Origin of the sequence: Paraburkholderia sp. A1RI-2L, assembly GCF_048957375.1 — a bacterium.
In the GTDB taxonomy this organism is placed as follows: domain Bacteria; phylum Pseudomonadota; class Gammaproteobacteria; order Burkholderiales; family Burkholderiaceae; genus Paraburkholderia.
Genome location: NZ_JARBTA010000001.1, coordinates 1,380,421 through 1,398,533, shown reverse-complemented (window position 1 = coordinate 1,398,533; position 18,113 = coordinate 1,380,421). Strand labels below are relative to the sequence as shown.

Here is an 18,113-nt window from a genome sequence, read left to right as displayed (position 1 = left end):
GCAGATGGAGCATGCATGGATCAGTTGACTCTCGGGTTGATCGGCGCGGGTGCCGTGGTCGTCGGGGGCGTAGTGGTGTACAACGCGTGGCAGAACGCCAAAGTGCGCCGGCGCATGCCGCGCCCGATGCCCGAGGAAGCGGTCGAGGCGCCGTTGCGCGACGACCTGAACGAGCAGAGCCCGTTCATCGAGCCAGCCCGCGCGCCGGCCAAACGCGAGCCGTCGCTCGCGGGCGGCAGCGCCGCCGAGGAGCGCATGGAGCCGGGCTTCGGCGCGGTGGCGCCCGCGGATACGCCGGTGGACATCCAGGCGGAGAGAACTTCGTCGAATGGCTTTTCGAGCGACGAGGCTGAGGAGGCCGACGAGTCGCTTGCGTCCTCAACAGAGCACGGCGAGCCCGCGGCTGATGTCGCGAAGGATGAGAAGCGCGACGAAAAGCATGATGAAAAGCAGGGCGAAAAGCGCGCGGAAGACGATCGCGTCGAGCCGGTGCTGCCGGCCGCTACGACGATATCGTCGGCGCCGCCCGCCATCGTGGATCGGCGCATCGACTGCATCGTGCCGATCCGGCTCGGCGGGCCGCAGCCCGGCGAGCGCGTGATTCCGCTTGCGCAGCGTTTGCGTCGCGCGGGCAGCAAGCCGGTGCATATCGAAGGCAAGCCCGAAGGCGGCGACGGTTGGGAACTGCTGCAAAACGGCGTGCGCTACGAGGAATTGCGCGCGGCCGCGCAGCTGGCGAATCGCAACGGTCCGCTCAACGAACTGGAGTTCTCCGAGTTCGTCGCGGGCGTCCAGCAGTTCGCGGATGCGCTCGATGGCCTGCCCGAATTCCCCGATATGACCGAAACTGTTGCGATGGCCCGTGAGCTCGACGGCTTCGCGGCGCAGTGCGATGCCCAGCTGTCGATCAATGTGCTCTCGGACGGCGCGCCGTGGTCGGCGAACTACGTGCAGGCGGTGGCCGCCCAGGACGGCTTGCTGCTTTCGCGCGATGGCACGCGTTTCGTGAAGCTCGATTCGAAGCAGAGCCCGGTGTTCATGCTGCAATTCGGCGACACCAACTTCCTGCGCGACGATCTCACCTACAAGGGCGGCCAGATGATTACCCTGGTTCTCGACGTGCCGGTGGCCGACGAAGACATCCTGCCGTTCCGCCTGATGTGCGATTACGCTCGCTCGCTCGCGGAACGCATCGGCGGCCGCGTGGTGGACGATCAACGCCGGCCGCTGCCGGAGTCCGTGCTGCAGTCCATCGACAAGCAGCTCATGACGCTCTACGCAAAGCTCGAGCAGGCCGGCATTCCGGCGGGTTCGCCGGCCACGCGGCGGCTCTTCAGCCAGTAAGGGCTGAGGCTTTGCCATTGCGAGAAGCGCGGCGCCATCACGGCGCCGCGCTTTTTTGTGCGTGGCGCAAACGCGAGCTTGCAAACGCGGGCCGTTCGGCGACGCACGAAGCTGGCCGCTCGGCCGATGCCACGGCGGTGGCTTCCTGAGATAATCTGACAATCCAGATCACTCAGAAGAAACCGCCCCAAGCATGGTCCGTTCTCCCGCCCGTCCTTCCGAAGAGTCCACTGCGGCCCAGCGCGCGTCGTGGTTGCGCGCCGAACTCGAGCGCGCCAACCACGCGTACTACGTGCTCGACCAGCCGGAGCTGCCCGACGCGGAATACGACAAGCTGTTCCGCGAGCTCCAGCAGATCGAGTCCGGGCATCCGGAACTCGTCTCGCCCGATTCGCCCACGCAGCGCGTGGGCGGCGAGGCGGCAGCGGGCTTCGAGCAAGTGGTGCACGACGTGCCGATGCTCTCGCTCAACAATGGCTTTGCCGACGAAGACATCGTCGCCTTCGACAAGCGGGTGTCCGATACACTCGGCAAGGGCGAAGGCGACCCGGTCGAGTACGCGTGCGAGCTCAAGTTCGACGGGCTGGCGATTTCGCTGCGCTACGTGGACGGTATGTTCGTGCAGGCTTCCACGCGCGGCGACGGCACGACGGGCGAGAACGTCACCGAAAACGTGCGCACGATCCGCTCGCTGCCGCTGCGGCTCAAAGGCCGGCGCGTGCCGAAAGTGCTCGACGTGCGCGGCGAGGTGCTGATGTTCCGCCGCGACTTCGACCGCATGAACGAGCGTCAGCGCGAAGCGGGCCACAAGGAGTTCGCGAACCCGCGCAATGCCGCGGCAGGCAGCCTGCGCCAGCTCGATTCGAAGATCACCGCGCAGCGGCCTCTGTCGTTTTTCGCCTATGGCATTGGCGTGCTCGAAGGCGAGCCCATGCCCGCCACGCACAGCGAACTGCTCGACTGGTACGCCGAAATGGGCCTGCCCGTGAATAGCGAGCGCGCGGTCGTGAAAGGCGCGCAGGGGCTGCTGGAATTTTTCCGCGCCGTGGGCGAGAAGCGTGAGTCGCTTCCCTACGACATCGACGGCGTGGTTTACAAGGTCAACCGGCGCGACGAGCAGGATACGCTCGGCTTCGTCTCGCGCGCGCCGCGTTTTGCGCTCGCCCACAAATTCCCGGCGCAGGAGGCGCTCACGAAGGTTGTCGCCATCGACGTGCAAGTGGGCCGCACGGGCGCCATCACGCCGGTCGCGCGCCTCGAACCCGTGTTCGTGGGCGGCGCGACCGTCACCAACGCCACGCTGCACAACGAAGACGAAGTGCGTCGCAAGGACATCCGCATCGGCGACACGGTGATCGTGCGCCGCGCGGGCGATGTGATTCCCGAGGTGGTGAGCGCGCTCGCCGAGCGGCGTCCTGCGGACGCGCGCGAGTTCGTGATGCCCACCGAATGCCCGGTGTGCGGTTCGAGCATCGAACGTCTGCCCGACGAAGCGATCGCCCGCTGCACTGGCGGCCTCTTTTGTCCGGCGCAGCGCAAGCAGGCGCTATGGCATTTCGCGCAGCGCCGCGCGCTCGATATCGACGGTCTCGGGGAAAAGATCATCGACCAGCTTGTCGAGCAGAATCTCGTGCGCACGCCGGCCGACCTGTTCAATCTCGGCTTCTCCACGCTGGCCGAGCTCGACCGCATGGCGGACAAGTCGGCACAGAATCTGCTGGATTCGCTCGAGAAGGCCAAGTCCACCACGCTGGCGCGCTTCATTTACGCGCTCGGGATTCGCCACGTGGGTGAATCCACGGCGAAGGATCTGGCCAAGCATTTCGGCTCGCTCGACCCGATCATGGACGCGTCCATCGAGCAACTGCTCGAAGTGAACGATGTCGGGCCGATCGTGGCCGAGTCGATTCATCGGTTCTTTGCGGAAGAACATAACCGCACCGTAATCGAGCAACTGCGCGCACCGGGCAAGGTCAGATGGGCGGACGGTCCTCCCGCGCCGAAAGCGCCCGTGGGGGTGCTGGCGGGCAAGACGGTGGTGCTCACCGGCACGCTGCCCACGCTCACGCGCGATGAAGCGAAAGAAATGCTGGAAGCGGCCGGCGCGAAGGTGGCTGGCTCGGTGTCGAAGAAGACCGATTACGTGGTGGCGGGCGCCGAAGCAGGCAGCAAGCTTGCGAAAGCCGAGGAACTCGGCGTGCCGGTGCTCGACGAAGAAGGGTTGCACAAGCTCCTGGAGGGGCACACGACATGATTCGCGAAATTCTCAGAATGGGTGATCCGCGCCTGCTCGGCATCGCCAGACCGGTCGACCATTTCGACACGCCCGAATTGCACGAGCTGATTGCCGACATGTTCGACACGATGCATGCGGCTAACGGGGCAGGGCTCGCCGCGCCGCAGATCGGCGTCGATCTGCAGGTCGTGATCTTCGGCTTCGAAGACAACGAGCGCTATCCGGAAGCGCCGCCGGTGCCGCAAACCGTGTTGATCAACCCGGTCATCCATCCGCTGTCGCACGACATGGAAGAGGGCTGGGAGGGCTGCCTTTCGGTGCCCGGCCTGCGCGGTGCGGTGAGCCGCTATTCGATGATCCGCTACAACGGCTTCGACCAGTACGGCAACTCCATCGAGCGCGTGGCGGAAGGCTTTCACGCGCGCGTGGTCCAGCACGAATGCGATCATCTGATCGGCAAGCTGTACCCCATGCGGATCACCGACTTCTCGAAGTTCGGTTTCACCGACATCCTGTTCCCCGATCTCGACCCGAAGAGCGACGATTAAGGTCGGGTGTGCGAACAAGCGGGTGCGCATGAAAAAAACGGGAGCCGCGGCTCCCGTTTTATTTGCTGCGACTGGCATCAACTTGCGGTGCTCAGAACGCCTCGTCCGCCGACAGATAGCGCCACTGCCCCTGCGGCAGTGCACCTAGCAGCACGCGGCCCATGCGCACGCGCTTGAGGCCCACCACCTTCAGTCCAACGAGTTCGCACATGCGGCGGATCTGGCGCTTCTTGCCTTCGCGCAGCACGAAGCGCAATTGCTCGCCGTTTTGCCAGCTCACCATGGCGGGCTTGAGCGGCACGTCGTCGAGCGAGAGGCCGTGGCGCAGCTTCGCCAGCAACTCGGGCGGGAAGTGCTGGTCGACTTCCATCTCGATGTCGCCATAGGTCACGCGCACGAGGTATTCCTTGTCGATGTCGGAGCTCTCGCCGATCAATTGCTTTGCCACGCGGCCGTCCTGGGTCAGCACGAGCAGGCCGGTCGAGTCGATGTCGAGGCGGCCCGCCGGCGCGAGCGTCCGCAGGTGTTTTGCCGAAAAGCGGATGCCCGAGTGATCGCCGTCCCAATGATTCTCGGCCGTCACGAGCGTGGCCGCCGGCTCATAGCCGTCCTCGGCCTGGCCCGAGACGTAGCCCACCGGCTTGTGCAGCAGGATCGTCACCTGACGTGCCTGTGCGGCGAGCGCGGCCGGGTCGACTTCGATGCGCTGTTGCGGCGTGACCTTGGCGCCTAGCGTGTCGACGACTTCGCCGTCCACATAGACCCAGCCCTTTTCGATCCATTCGTCGGCTTCGCGGCGTGAGCACAGGCCCAGCTCCGACATGCGCTTGGAGAGGCGTAGCGTATTGTCGCCATCGATTTCCACGCGCGCGGTGCGTTGCGGAGCAGTGTGGTCGCCCGCGGCGGGTGGGCGGCGCGGCGCGCGGTTGGAGCCCTTCGCCAAGGGTTTGCGCTCACGCGGCGCGAACGATTCGCCTTCGTTGCGGCTGCGTGGGCGCGGGGCGCTGTTGCCGCGCTCGTTTGCGTTGTCCCACGAGGCTTTCACGGGGCGCGCGAAGCCTCGTTCGTCACGCGGGCGGCGTTCGTCGGAGCCTTGGTCGCGGCGAAATGCGGGGCGATCGCCGCGTGGTGCGGCACCCGGTGCGCGGCGATCGTTTTCTTCGCGTGCACGGAACGGGCGGCGACCTTCGTCGCTGCCGCTACGTTCGAAGCGGCGTTCGGCGCCTTCCTCGCGCGGGCGGGACGGGCGACGTCCTTCGTTATTGCCGCTGCGCTCGAAACGGCGCTGCTCGCCACCTTCCTCGCGCGGGCGGGACGGGCGACGTCCTTCGTTATTATCGCTGCGCTCGAAACGGCGCTGCTCGCCACCTTCCTCGCGCGGGCGGGACGGGCGACGTCCTTCGCTATTGCCGCTGCGCTCGAAACGGGGCTGCGCGCCACCTTCCTCACGCGGGCGGAACGGGCGGCGTCCTTCGTTATTATCGCTGCGCTCGAAACGGCGCTGCTCGCCACCTTCCTCGCGCGGGCGGGACGGGCGACGTCCTTCGCTATTGCCGCTGCGCTCGAAACGGCGCTGCTCACCGCCTTCCTCGCGCGGGCGGAACGGGCGGCGTCCTTCGTTATTGCCGCTACGTTCAAAACGGCGCTCGGAGGAGCCCTCATCACGCGCCCGGAACGGCCGGCGTTCGTCGCCCTCGCCTCGATTGCGCGGGAACGGGCGCTCATCGCCATCAGTCCGGCGCGCGGGCCGCACGTCGCGGCCCCACGGTTTGGCGCTGTGTGGCGCGTCGCCCGCGTCGCGGCGGCGGCGCTCGTCGCCGTGGCCGCCGCCTTCGCGCGCGCGCGCGCGGGCCGGTTCGACGGTCGCGCTCGCGCGCGGTCGCTGGCTTCCCGGACATGGGCTTCCCGCCGGTTTTTGCCATGGACGGGCGCGCTTGTGCGGGCCGTCCTTCAGCCGGCCGCGCCTCGTCTGAGCGCACCGGCTTGCGGGCGGTCGTGCTGCCGCGGCGCACGGGGGCGCGTTCGGGCGTGGCCGGGCGCGGATGTTTGGCTGTCAGTTTGGCTCGCATGGTTCTACGTCTTTCGATGTTGCTTTCACACTGCTATCGCGCGCAGCAGTTCGGTTTCGACGCGGATCTGCTGGCGGTTGTCGGACAGACCCGACCCGTCGAGCAGAAACACGTCCTCCACGCGCTCGCCGAGCGTATTGATCCGCGCCGCCTGGACGCCGATGCGGTGCTCGGCGAGCACGCGCGCGATGGAATAAAGAAGGCCCAGCCGGTCGTTCGCCGACACGGACAGGATGTAGTACTGGTCGCGCTCGTCGGCCCGCAGGTCGACGCGCGGCGTGACCGGGAAGGTGCGCGACAGGCGCGAGAGCCGTCCCTTCGACGGCTCCGGCAGCGGATTGCCGGACGCCGCGAGGCGCTGGGCGAGTTCCTGCTCGACCAGATTCGCAATATCGCGGTAATGCACGTCGCCTTCGGGGTGGGCGACGATGAAGTTGTCGAGCGCGTAACCGTGGCGCGTCGTACTTACGCGCGCATCGAGCACGGACAGGCCGCTGCGGTCGAAGTAGGCGCACATGGTGGCGAACAGGTCCGGCCGGTCCTTCGCATAGACCAGCACTTGCAGCGCTTCGCCCACGGGTGAAGGCCGAGCGCGCACGACTGGCGAGGGCGTTTCCACGTAGCGGTAGAGCACACGCGTTTGCCACGCGATGTCGGCGGCGTCGTGGCGCAGGAAATAGCCCACATCGAGCTTGTCCCACAGCGCGCGATGCGCGTTTTCCGGCACGGTTTCGAGGCGTAGCAGCGCGAGCGCCAGTTCCTGGCGCGTCTTGAGCTCCGAGTGCGCGTCGGGCTGGGCGCCGCCGAGCACGGCGAGCGTCGAGCGGTAGAGATCCTCGAGCAGCTTGCCCTTCCAGTTGTTCCATACCTTCGGGCTGGTGCCGCGGATATCGGCTACCGTCAGCAGATAGAGCGCCGACAGCCGGCGCTTGGAGCCCACCAGATCGGCAAAGCGCTTCACCACTTCGGGATCGCTCGTGTCCTGCTTCTGGGCGACCTGGCTCATGGTCAGGTGCTGTTGCACGAGCCAGACGATCAGGTCGGAGTCTTCGCTGGCGATGCCATGCTCGCGGCAGAATCGCCGCGCGTCGGCCATGCCGAGCTGCGAATGGTCGCCGCCGCGCCCCTTGGCGATGTCATGGAACAGCGCCGCCACGTAAAGCACCCAGGGCCGCTCGAAATCGGCGATCAACTGGCTGCAGAACGGGTACTCGTGCGCGTGCTCGGCCACGGCGAAGCGCCGGATATTGCGCAGCACCATCAGGATGTGCTGATCGACCGTGTAGACATGATAGAGGTCGTGCTGCATCTGCCCGACGATGCGCCGGAAATTCAGCAGATAGCGCCCCAGCACGCTCGTCTGGTTCATCAGCCGGATGGCATGCGTAATGCCAGCGGGCTCCTTCATGATCGCCATGAAGAGGCGGCGGTTTTCCGGGTCGCGGCGCCAGTGCTGATCCATCTTCTCGCGGGCGTTGTACAGCGCGCGCAAGGTGCGCGCCGAGAGGCCCTTCACGCCAGGCACCTGTTCGTAAAGCAGGAAGGCTTCGAGGATCGCATGCGGTTCGCGCTCGAACACGTCGTCGGTCACGATTTCAATCATGCCCTGTTTTTCAACGAAATGATCCGAGAGGGTACGCGTGATGCCGCTCGTGCTCGGGAAGAGTTGCGCCTCGATGTTCTGGATGAGGATGGTCGCAAGCTGCGTGACCGCCTTGGCCGCCCAGTAGTAGCGGCGCATGAGCTGCTCGCTCGCGCGCCGCGCCGCGCTGGCCGAGTAGCCGAAGCTTTCCGCCACGCTCGTCTGCAGATCGAACACGAGGATGTCCTGGCGGCGGCCGGCGATTACGTGCAGGCGCGCACGCAGGGTTTTCAGGAACGCCTCGTTGCGGCGCAACTCGCGCGCTTCGCGCTCCGTGATGAGTCCGCGCTGATCGAGTTCTTTCCAGCTGCTGCCAAAGGCTGCGGCTTCGGTGACCCACAGGATCAGTTGCAGGTCGCGCAAGCCGCCGGGGCTTTCCTTGACGTTCGGCTCCAGCGCATAGGGCGTGTCCTGGAAGCGCCCATGACGCTGGCGCATTTCCAGCACCTTGGCCTGGAAGAATGCGCGCGGATCCATGGCGTCGCGGTAGCGCTGGACAAAATCGCCGAACAGCGTCGGGCTGCCCGTGATGCGGCGCGCTTCGAGCAGCGATGTGCGCACCGTCACGTCGCCGGCGGCTTCTTCAAGGCATTGCGAGACGCTGCGCACACTGCTGCCGATTTCGAGGCCGAGGTCCCACGCGAGGCCGATGAAGTGTTCGAGGCGGGATTCGAGCGGTGCGAGCGCTTCATCGTCAGGCAGCAGCACGAGGATGTCGACGTCGGAGTACGGCGCGAGTTCGCCGCGCCCGAAGCCGCCCACGGCCACGAGCGCGAGCGAGGCCGGCAGCTCGCACAGGCTCCATGCGCGGCGCAGGGTGTCGTCGGTGGCGCGGGCGAGCGCGCGCATCAGCGAGTCGACATTGGATGCGCTCCTGAACCGTTCGAGCAACTGGGCCTTGGCGGCCTTGTAGTCGGACTTCAGCGACGACGTATCGGGTGCGGCGACGGCGGGAACGCTCATGGGCTTTGGTACAGTTGGCGCGGGTTGGAGAATGCCCGGCGCCCACGCGCGGACTGCCGGGCGGTGGACCGTGCGGGCGGGGGGCGATGCCGGGTTAAGCCTGATTTATGTCCGGGGTATGCCTGAATGATGCCTGGGTGAAGCCTGCTTACAGAACTGCATTGTGCCGCCTGCTGTTGCGCTCGCCCCCAGCGCGCGCCCTGCAATCAGGCGGCCGAACCGGCCATCTGCGCAACGATGGCAGGCTTGGCCGGCGTGCCGGCCGAAACCGTCAGCACTTCGTAGCCGGTCTCGGTCACGAGCACAGTGTGCTCCCATTGCGCCGAGAGGCTGCGGTCCTTGGTCTTGACGGTCCACTGGTCCGGCATGGTGCGGATCTCGCGGCGCCCGGCGTTGATCATCGGTTCGATGGTGAAGATCATGCCCGGCAGCAGCTCGACGCCCGTGCCGGCGCGGCCATAGTGGAGCACCTGCGGCTCGTCGTGGAACACCGTGCCGATGCCGTGGCCGCAATACTCGCGCACGACGCTGTAGCCTTGCGCTTCGGCGTAGCGCTGGATGGCATGGCCGATGTCGCCCAGATGGCCGCCCGGGCGCACCTGGTCGATGCCGAGCCACATGCATTCATAGGTCGTCTGCACGAGGCGCTTCGCGAGAATCGACCCCTCGCCAACGATGAACATGCGGCTCGTGTCGCCGAAATAGCCGTCCTTGATCACCGTGATGTCCATATTGAGCGTGTCGCCGTTCTTCAGCGCCTTGTCGCCCGGAATACCGTGACAAATCACGTCGTTCACCGAGGTGCAGATGGCCTTCGGGTAGGGCGGATAGCCCGGCGGCTGATAGTTCAACGGCGCCGGAACCGTACCTTGCACGTTGGTCATGTATTCGTGGCAGAGCCGGTCGAGCTCGCCCGTCGTCACACCCGCCACGACGAACGGTGTTATGTAGTCGAGCACCTCGCTTGCCAGCCGGCAGGCGACGCGCATCTGCGCGATGTCGTGTTCGTTCTTGATCGAAATGGCCATGGTGTGCGCCCGAAAATGCAGTCGAATATTAAATTATCGCACCTTATCCGGACGATCGCTGGCTTTTGAGGGGGGGCGGCCGAGCGCGCCGCGCGCCGGCGCATTCGTTCCGAGGGTAATAGCTGGCTTGAGTGCGCTCAGCTTTACGTGCTATACTCTTCGGCTAAGTCGCTTCCTGTATCTTTCGGTTGCGGAAGCTTTGGAACACGATTATGCCTGCTGTCGCCGCGGGCAAAAAATAACGGCGGCAACATTAAGTAGCAAGGCAGTAACAAAGCGAAATCGCGAGCCGGTGCATCCAGGGTGTCGGGTGCGTCAGCCCTGTAAGCGGGGCGGCGTACCGATACGGCAGCCGGCTTAAGACCCAACCCTAGCGGAGAATTGAAACATGGCAGTTACCATGCGCCAAATGCTGGAAGCAGGTGTCCACTTCGGTCACCAGACGCGCTTCTGGAACCCGAAGATGGCTCCCTTCATTTTCGGTCATCGCAACAAGATTCACATCATCAACCTCGAAAAGACGCTGCCGATGTACAACGACGCACTGAAGTACGTGCGTCAGCTGGCATCGAACCGTGGCACGATTCTGTTCGTCGGCACGAAGCGTCAATCGCGCGACACGATCGCCGACGAGGCGGCGCGCGCTGGCATGCCGTTCGTGAACGCACGCTGGCTCGGCGGCATGCTGACCAACTTCAAGACGCTGAAGGTTTCGATCAAGCGCCTGAAGGACATGGAAGCGGCCGTGGAAGCCGGTGAGCTCGAGAAGATGAGCAAGAAGGAAGCGCTCCTGTTCGAACGCGAAATCGCCAAGCTGCAAAAGTCGATCGGCGGCGTGAAGGACATGGGCGGCATTCCTGACGCAATTTTCGTGGTCGACGTCGGCTACCACAAGATTGCCGTGACGGAAGCCAACAAGCTGGGCATCCCCGTCATCGCCGTGGTCGACACGAACCACTCGCCGGAAGGCATCGACTACGTGATCCCGGGCAACGACGACGCCAGCAAGGCTGTCGCGCTCTACACGCAAGGCGTGGCTGACGCGATCCTCGAAGGCCGTGCCAGCGCGGTCAACGAAGTAGTTGCAGCCGTGCGCGGCAACGAAGGCGACGACGAGTTCGTCGAGGTCAATCCGGAGGCGTAAGCCGCCCCGTGTCCGGCAAGAAAAGGGGGCTTCCATAGGCCCCTTTTTTTTAAGCCGTGGCGTTCGAAGCCGCGTCATATGGGCGGCACCGTAGTCCTGTAGAAGCAGCTGTAAAAAAGCGTTTCAGCACGGTATTTACGGAAACGAATTCCTGCCGGCCGCATCGAATCATGCGGCTGGCGCGTACCAGACAGATTCAAGGAGCGAATGATGGCGGCAATTACCGCAAGCATGGTGGCAGAACTGCGCGCGAAGACCGACGCGCCGATGATGGAATGCAAGAAGGCGCTGACGGAAGCCGACGGCGACCTCGCGCGTGCTGAAGAACTGCTGCGCGTGAAGCTCGGCAACAAGGCGAGCAAGGCAGCTTCGCGCGTCACGGCAGAAGGCGTGATCTCGTCGTTCATCGGTGCCAACGCTGGCGCGGTGGTCGAACTGAACTGTGAAACCGACTTCGTTGCGAAGAACGACGACTTCCTCGCATTCGCGAAGCAGATCGCCGAGCTCGTCGCTACGCAGAACCCGGCTGACGTCGCTGCGCTATCGGCGCTGCCGCTGGACGGCTCGACGGTCGACGCAGTGCGCCTCGCGCTGGTCGGCAAGATCGGTGAAAACCTCTCGATCCGCCGTTTCGCGCGTTTCGAAACCGCCAACAAGCTGGCTGCGTACCTGCACGGCACGCGCATCGGCGTGCTGGTCGAGTACACGGGCGCCGACGAGCAAGTGGGCAAGGACGTCGCGATGCACATCGCCGCCATGAAGCCGGTCTCGCTGTCGTCGGACGACGTGCCGGCCGACCTGATCGCCAAGGAGCGCAGCATCGCCGAGCAGAAGGCTGCCGAATCGGGCAAGCCGGCTGAGATCGTCGCGAAGATGGTCGAAGGTTCGGTTCAGAAGTACCTGAAGGAAGTGTCGCTGCTGAACCAGCCGTTCGTGAAGAACGACAAGCAGACGATCGAGCAGATGCTCAAGGCTGCTGGCACGACGGTGCAGAAGTTCGCCCTCTTCGTGGTGGGCGAAGGCATCGAGAAGCGCCAGGACGACTTCGCCGCCGAGGTGGCCGCACAAGTCGCTGCTGCAAAGCAGCAATAAAGGCCGCGCAAGCCTTCAAGCTTCAAGCCGTACCGCAGTAAAAGCACCAAGCAGTACCGTAGCAAGCCGCGGCGGAGCGTTTCCGCCGCGGTGGGCAGCATAGCGACGCCCGATGTAGCGGCGCCTTGCGCGGTGGACTCCCGCCGCGCCCCGTGGCGCAAATCTTCGCTATTCTGGCGGCGCTTGCCCCAAGCCGTATTTCACCCCTACAGTTTCAAGTTATTGCCCTTTGCGCGCGATCCTGGATACCCCCATGCCCACACCCGCCTATAAACGCGTCCTGCTTAAACTTTCCGGCGAAGCCCTGATGGGCGACGATGCCTTCGGCATCAACCGCGCCACGATCGAACGAATGGTGGCGGACGTGGCCGAGGTGGTGCGGCTTGGCACCCAGCTCGCGGTCGTGATCGGCGGTGGCAACATTTTCCGCGGCGTCGCGGGCGGCGCAGCCGGCATGGACCGCGCGACGGCCGACTACATGGGCATGCTCGCCACCATGATGAACGCGCTCGCGCTGCAGGATGCCATGCGTCACGCAGGCATCGAGGCGCGCGTGCAGTCGGCGCTGCGCATGGACCAGGTGGTCGAGCCGTATATTCGCCCGCGTGCGATTCGCCAGCTCGAAGAGGGCAAGGTCGTGATCTTCGCGGCGGGCACGGGCAACCCGTTCTTCACCACCGACACCGCCGCTGCGCTGCGCGGCGCGGAAGTGGGCGCGGAAGTCGTGCTCAAGGCCACCAAGGTCGACGGCGTCTACTCGGCGGACCCGAAAAAGGATCCTTCTGCCACGCGCTACTCGACGATCAGCTTCGATGAGGCAATCGGCCGCAATCTGCAGGTGATGGATGCGACGGCGTTTGCGCTGTGCCGCGACCAGAAGCTGCCCATCCGGGTTTTTTCCATCGTCAAGCCGGGCGCGCTCAAGCGCATCATTCAAGGCGAAGACGAAGGCACGCTCGTCCACGTGTAAACTCTCGTCTCAAACGGGAAACGAACATGGGCCGCGCCGCCCCCGAGCGCGCTGGCGGGCCCGTTCCGTAATGAAGGTTCGGAGGTATCAAAATGGCTGTGGCTGACATCAAGAAGGGCGCTGAGCAAAAAATGCAGCGCTCGATCGAAGCGTTCAAGAGCGATCTGGCGAAAATCCGTACGGGCCGTGCCCATACCGGTCTGCTCGATCACATCCAGGTCGACTACTACGGCTCGCCCGTGCCCATCTCGCAAGTCGCGAACCTCACGCTCGTGGACGCGCGCACGATCGGCGTGCAGCCGTGGGAAAAGAAGATGGTGCAGGTCATCGAAAAGGCGATCCGCGAGTCGGATCTCGGCCTGAACCCGGCTACGCACGGCGATCTGATCCGCGTGCCTATGCCCGCGCTGACCGAAGAGCGCCGCAAGGAGCTCACCAAGGTTGTCAAGAGCGAAGGCGAGACGGCCAAGGTGGCCGTGCGCAACCTGCGCCGCGACGCCAACGAAACGCTCAAGAAGCTCGTGAAGGACAAGGAAATCTCTGAAGACGACGAGCGCCGCGCTGGCGACGACGTCCAGAAGCTGACGGACCGCTTCGTTGCCGAGATCGACAAGCTCGTCCAGACCAAGGAAGCGGAGATCATGACGGTCTGAGGCCGCCAGGTTCTCAGCTCCGCCAGGGTTCTCCTGCCCTTTTGTCCGTATCCGTAGTTTTAGTCTGACGGCCATGACCTATACCAGCTCAACCGTTCGCGTGCCCGACGTGGCGGCCGTGCCGCGCCACATCGCGATCATCATGGACGGCAATGGCCGTTGGGCGACGCAACGCCGCTTGCCGCGTGTCGCGGGCCATACGCGCGGCGTCGATGCCGTGCGTTCGGTCGTCGAGGCCTGCGTCGAGAATGGCGTCGAATACCTCACCCTGTTCGCGTTCAGTTCGGAAAACTGGCGGCGTCCGACCGACGAAGTGTCGTTCCTGATGCGCCTGTTCGTCACCGCGCTAGAGCGCGAAGTGGCGCGCCTTCATGCGAACGGCATTCGTCTGCGCGTGGTCGGCGACCTGTCGATGTTCAACGAGCGCATCCAGGACCTGATTCGCCGCGCGGAAACCAAGACCGCGCGCAACACGCGGCTCACGCTTACCATCGCGGCGAATTACGGTGGCCGCTGGGACATCATGCAGGCGACCCGCAAACTGGTCGAGGCTGCCGCTGCGGCCGGCGAGCCGGTGCCCGTCACCGAGGACACCATCGGCCAGTATCTGGCCATGAACTACGCGCCGGAGCCCGATCTCTTCATTCGCACCGGTGGCGAGCAGCGTGTGAGCAATTTCTTGCTCTGGCAACTCGCGTACGCAGAATTTTATTTCACCGACACGTTCTGGCCGGACTTCAACGCCGATGCGCTCAATCGCGCGATCGGATCCTACGCCGAACGTGAGCGCCGCTTTGGCCGCACGAGCGCCCAACTCGTAAACCAATCCCAGAACGCCGACTCGCTTTCATGCTAAAGACCCGTGTCATCACGGCGCTCGTCCTGCTGGCCATCCTCCTGCCGGTCACCCTGTTCGCACCGGTTGCCTGGTTTGGCGTGCTGATCGGCGTCGTGGTGTTGTTTGCCGCGTGGGAGTGGGCGCGCCTGCTCAAGGCCGGCAAAGCGGGCTCGATCGTCTATGCGGCAATTGCCGTGCTGGCTGTCATCGCAAGCCAGCGGCTCGAGTCGGCTCATCCGCTTTATCAGGCCGCCGGCATCTTCTGGCTCATCGCCGGCCCTTACGTGCTCGTGCGCAAGCCGACGCTCGGCGCCGGCGTCTGGCGCGCCTTCCTGCTCGCCGCCGGGCTTGTGATTTTCTGCGCCTGCTGGCACGCGCTGGTCGCGGCGCGCACGGTGGGCGTGGCGTTCGTGCTCTCGCTGCTGCTGATCGTCTGGCTTGCCGATATCGGCGCATACTTTGCAGGTAAGGCATTCGGAAAGCATAAGCTCGCGCCCGCGATCAGTCCGGGCAAGACCTGGGAAGGCGCCGTGGGCGGGTGGGTGGCCGTGATGGCCGTGTCGGGCGCCGCGCTCGCGCTGCACGCGTTCGAGCCGACCCTGTATTCTGCGCTGGCGACCCGCCTCGGCCTTGGCCGGGCGCTCTTCGTGCTCACCGTGCTGGTCGCGTTCAGCGTGATCGGCGATCTGTTCGAGTCGATGACGAAGCGCCAGGCGGGCGTAAAAGATTCGAGCGGCCTCTTGCCAGGCCACGGCGGCGTGCTCGATCGCATCGACGCGCTGCTGCCGGTCCTGCCGCTTGCCATGCTGCTGCTCGGTTAGAGACTAATGGAAATGCAAAAACGACTCACCTTGCTCGGATCCACGGGCTCGATCGGAGACAGCACGCTCGACGTGGTTGCGCGTCATCCGCAACGGTTCTCCGTCTACGCGCTCACTGCGCACCGCAACGGCGACAAGCTCGTCGAACAATGTCTGCGCTTCGCGCCCGAAGTGGCCGTAGTCGGCGATGCCGATACCGCCGCGGCGGTCGAGCGCAAGCTGCGCGCGGCAGGTTCGAAGACGGTTGTGGCGTACGGGCCGCAGGCGCTCGCCGATGTCGCGAAGAGCGATGGATGCGACACCGTGGTTGCCGCCATCGTCGGCGCGGCGGGCCTCGTGCCCACACTCGCGGCGGCGCAGGCCGGCAAGCGCATTCTGCTCGCAAACAAGGAAGCGCTCGTGATGTCGGGCGACATCTTCATGAATGCGGCGCGCGATAACGGCGCGGTGCTGTTGCCGGTGGACAGCGAGCACAACGCCGTGTTCCAGTGTTTGCCCGCCGAAGGCACGCAGCATGGCGGCGTGACGAAGATCATCCTGACCGCTTCTGGCGGCCCGTTCCGCACGCGCGAGCCGGCCACGCTCGTCGACGTGACGCCGGACGAGGCGTGCAAGCACCCGAACTGGTCCATGGGCCGCAAGATTTCTGTCGACTCGGCCACGATGATGAACAAGGGCCTCGAAGTCATCGAGGCGCATTATCTGTTCGATCTGCCAGGCGAGCGCATCGACGTGCTGATCCACCCGCAGAGCGTGATCCACTCGATGGTCTCGTACGCGGACGGTTCGGTGCTCGCGCAACTGGGCAACCCGGACATGCGCACGCCGATCGCGCACGCGCTCGCGTTCCCGGATCGTGTGGATTCGGGCGTTGCGCAACTCGACCTCGCGCAGGTGGCCACGCTCAATTTCGAGAAGCCGGACTACGCACGTTTCCCGTGTCTTGCGCTGGCAATGAAGGCGCTGGCCGAGGGCGGCGTGGCGAGCGCCACGCTCAACGCAGCCAACGAAATCGCGGTGGAGGCGTTCCTCAACCGCCGGATCGGTTTCATGGCGATTGCGCAGACGGTCGACGCCGTGCTCAACGCGCTGGACAATCGCCGCGCCGCGAGTCTCGAAGTCGTGCTCGAAGCCGACGCAGCCGCGCGCCGCGCGGCGCTCAAGATCATCGACAGCCTGCCGGTGCCGGCCTGAAGCCTCGCTCGGGCCGCTCCCGGGCTGTGCTCAGGCCGCCCGCGGAGGCGTGAGGGTCTGCTTGCAGACCCATCGGCCCGCCAACGAGGTTGACCCGCATTGGCGCGCTGCTTCCAGCAGAGGAGGCGCATATGAATCTGCTCACCGAATTGGTGTCTTTTGTCGTGGCGATCGGCGTACTCGTTGTCGTGCACGAATATGGACACTACAGCGTCGCACGCTTGTGCGGCGTCAAGGTTCTGCGATTTTCGATCGGCTTCGGCAAGCCGCTCGTGCAGTGGGTCAGCAAGAAGAGCGGGACCGAATGGACGATCTCGGCGCTGCCGCTCGGCGGCTACGTCAAGATGCTCGACGAGCGCGAGTTGCAGGACAAGCAAGGGGACATTCCCGCCGAAGATTTGCCGCACGCGTTCAACCGGCAGTCGGTTGGCAAGCGCATCGCCATCGTCGCTGCCGGGCCGTTGGCCAATTTCATTCTTGCCATCGTGCTCTTCGCAGCGGTGTTTGCGAGCGGCGTGACCGAGCCGACCGCCATCGTTGCCGTGCCGCCGGCACAGACGGTCGCCGCGCAGGCCGGCTTCCAGGGCGGCGAGACCATTCTCGCCGTGAGCGACGCGAACGGCAGCGACACGGAGCCCGTGCGCTCGTGGGCCGATCTGCGCTGGAAGCTGCTGTCGGCGGCCTTCGATCAAAACCGCGTGGTGCTCTCCGCGCGTGACGGCGGCGGCACCTACGACTTTCCCCTCGATCTCTCGCGCCTCACCAGCAAAGATCTCGACGACGACTTCATGTCGAAGCTCGGTCTCGAGGCCGGCGGTGCCAAACTGACGATCGCGGGCGTGGAGGCGGGCAGTGCTGCCCAGCAGGCGGGGCTGGAAAAAGGCGATCGCCTGGTTGCGATCGATGGCCGCCCCGTTGACAGCGCAAGCACTTTCATCGGCTACGTGAAGGCCCACGCGGGCAAGCCTGTGCACCTGCGCATCGTGCGTGGGGATACGCAAATCGTTGCGCAGAACGGCGCGTCCGGACAAGGGCAGACGTTGACGCTCATGATCACGCCCATGGCGCAGCGTGACGGCGAAACAGGTGAGGAAGTGGGGCGCATCGGTGCGGCGCTCGCGGCCCAGGCGCCCACTGTGGACGTCCGCTACGGGCCGATCGAGAGCGTTCGGCTGGGTGCGTTCCGCACGTGGGATATCGCGATCTATTCGCTGCGTATGTTCGGCCGCATGCTCACGGGCGAGGCGTCTCTGAAAAATCTGTCGGGCCCGGTGACGATTGCTGACTATGCGGGCAAGAGCGCAAGACTCGGTCCGTCCGCCTTCCTGTCGTTCCTCGCCCTTGTCAGCATTAGCCTCGGCGTACTCAACCTGCTCCCAATTCCGGTATTGGATGGGGGGCATCTGTTATATTATGCGGTTGAAGCCGTAACGGGCAAAGCCGTCTCGGACCGCTGGCAGCTCGTCCTGCAGCGCGCGGGACTTGCCTGCATCGTCGCGCTGTCGGCGATCGCGTTGTTCAACGATCTGGCTCGGTTAATCCATTTTTAAAGATGTCTGGCGGCGTCCGAG

14 protein-coding genes are annotated in these 18,113 nt (G+C 65.0%); 11 read left to right on the top strand and 3 right to left on the bottom strand.

Annotation, left to right across the window (positions count from 1 at the left end; translation table 11 throughout):
- Positions 1 to 15: 15 nt before the first annotated feature.
- From PWP93_RS06545 to def, 3 genes are all read left to right on the top strand, one after another.
- Positions 16 to 1,344, top strand: coding sequence for a cell division protein ZipA C-terminal FtsZ-binding domain-containing protein (locus tag PWP93_RS06545; RefSeq protein WP_421023840.1), 1,329 nt, complete (start codon positions 16 to 18; stop codon positions 1,342 to 1,344).
- A 193-nt stretch (positions 1,345 to 1,537) separates the two neighbouring features.
- Positions 1,538 to 3,598, top strand: a complete 2,061-nt coding sequence (ligA, locus tag PWP93_RS06540; RefSeq protein ID WP_421043880.1) for an NAD-dependent DNA ligase LigA — start codon at positions 1,538 to 1,540, stop codon at positions 3,596 to 3,598.
- Positions 3,595 to 4,128, top strand: a complete 534-nt coding sequence (def, locus tag PWP93_RS06535) for a peptide deformylase (protein WP_213295933.1) — start codon at positions 3,595 to 3,597, stop codon at positions 4,126 to 4,128. The genes ligA and def overlap by 4 nt, the downstream gene beginning before the upstream one ends.
- Before the next feature lie 91 nt (positions 4,129 to 4,219).
- On the opposite strand, the gene PWP93_RS06530 is transcribed toward def, so the two are convergent.
- The 3 genes from PWP93_RS06530 to map form a co-directional block, all read right to left on the bottom strand.
- A complete protein-coding gene (locus tag PWP93_RS06530) occupies positions 4,220 to 5,173 on the bottom strand; it encodes a pseudouridine synthase (protein ID WP_421043879.1) in 954 nt (317 codons plus the stop codon).
- 1,049 nt (positions 5,174 to 6,222) lie between these two features.
- Positions 6,223 to 8,802, bottom strand: a complete 2,580-nt coding sequence (locus tag PWP93_RS06525) for a [protein-PII] uridylyltransferase (protein WP_421043878.1) — start codon at positions 8,800 to 8,802, stop codon at positions 6,223 to 6,225.
- Positions 8,803 to 9,008: 206 nt separating this feature from the next.
- Positions 9,009 to 9,830 (bottom strand): type I methionyl aminopeptidase, encoded by an 822-nt coding sequence (gene map / locus PWP93_RS06520; protein WP_421023846.1) that lies wholly within the window; start codon positions 9,828 to 9,830, stop codon positions 9,009 to 9,011.
- A gap of 388 nt (positions 9,831 to 10,218) precedes the next feature.
- Here map and rpsB point away from each other — a divergent pair, with 388 nt between their 5' ends.
- The 8 genes from rpsB (at position 10,219) to rseP (ending at position 18,092) form a co-directional block, all read left to right on the top strand.
- A complete protein-coding gene (gene rpsB, locus PWP93_RS06515; RefSeq protein WP_035531861.1) occupies positions 10,219 to 10,974 on the top strand; it encodes a 30S ribosomal protein S2 in 756 nt (251 codons plus the stop codon).
- A 210-nt stretch (positions 10,975 to 11,184) separates the two neighbouring features.
- Entirely contained in the window at positions 11,185 to 12,066 is an 882-nt protein-coding gene (gene tsf, locus PWP93_RS06510; protein ID WP_421023847.1) for a translation elongation factor Ts, read from the top strand.
- A gap of 253 nt (positions 12,067 to 12,319) precedes the next feature.
- Complete coding sequence (pyrH, locus tag PWP93_RS06505) at positions 12,320 to 13,036, top strand: UMP kinase (RefSeq protein ID WP_035531856.1); 717 nt, start codon at positions 12,320 to 12,322, stop codon at positions 13,034 to 13,036.
- Positions 13,037 to 13,128: 92 nt separating this feature from the next.
- Positions 13,129 to 13,689, top strand: a complete 561-nt coding sequence (frr, locus tag PWP93_RS06500; RefSeq protein WP_421023848.1) for a ribosome recycling factor — start codon at positions 13,129 to 13,131, stop codon at positions 13,687 to 13,689.
- 73 nt (positions 13,690 to 13,762) lie between these two features.
- A complete protein-coding gene (gene uppS, locus PWP93_RS06495; RefSeq protein ID WP_421043877.1) occupies positions 13,763 to 14,545 on the top strand; it encodes a polyprenyl diphosphate synthase in 783 nt (260 codons plus the stop codon).
- The gene (locus PWP93_RS06490) at positions 14,539 to 15,348 is read left to right on the top strand and encodes a phosphatidate cytidylyltransferase (RefSeq protein WP_421043876.1); all 810 of its coding nucleotides are present in this window, start codon (positions 14,539 to 14,541) and stop codon (positions 15,346 to 15,348) included. Before uppS ends, PWP93_RS06490 begins: the two co-directional genes overlap by 7 nt.
- Positions 15,349 to 15,360: 12 nt before the next feature.
- On the top strand, positions 15,361 to 16,542 hold the full coding sequence (locus PWP93_RS06485) for a 1-deoxy-D-xylulose-5-phosphate reductoisomerase (RefSeq protein WP_421043875.1): 1,182 nt from the start codon (positions 15,361 to 15,363) through the stop codon (positions 16,540 to 16,542).
- A gap of 131 nt (positions 16,543 to 16,673) precedes the next feature.
- On the top strand, positions 16,674 to 18,092 hold the full coding sequence (gene rseP, locus PWP93_RS06480) for an RIP metalloprotease RseP (RefSeq protein WP_421043874.1): 1,419 nt from the start codon (positions 16,674 to 16,676) through the stop codon (positions 18,090 to 18,092).
- Positions 18,093 to 18,113: the final 21 nt, after the last annotated feature.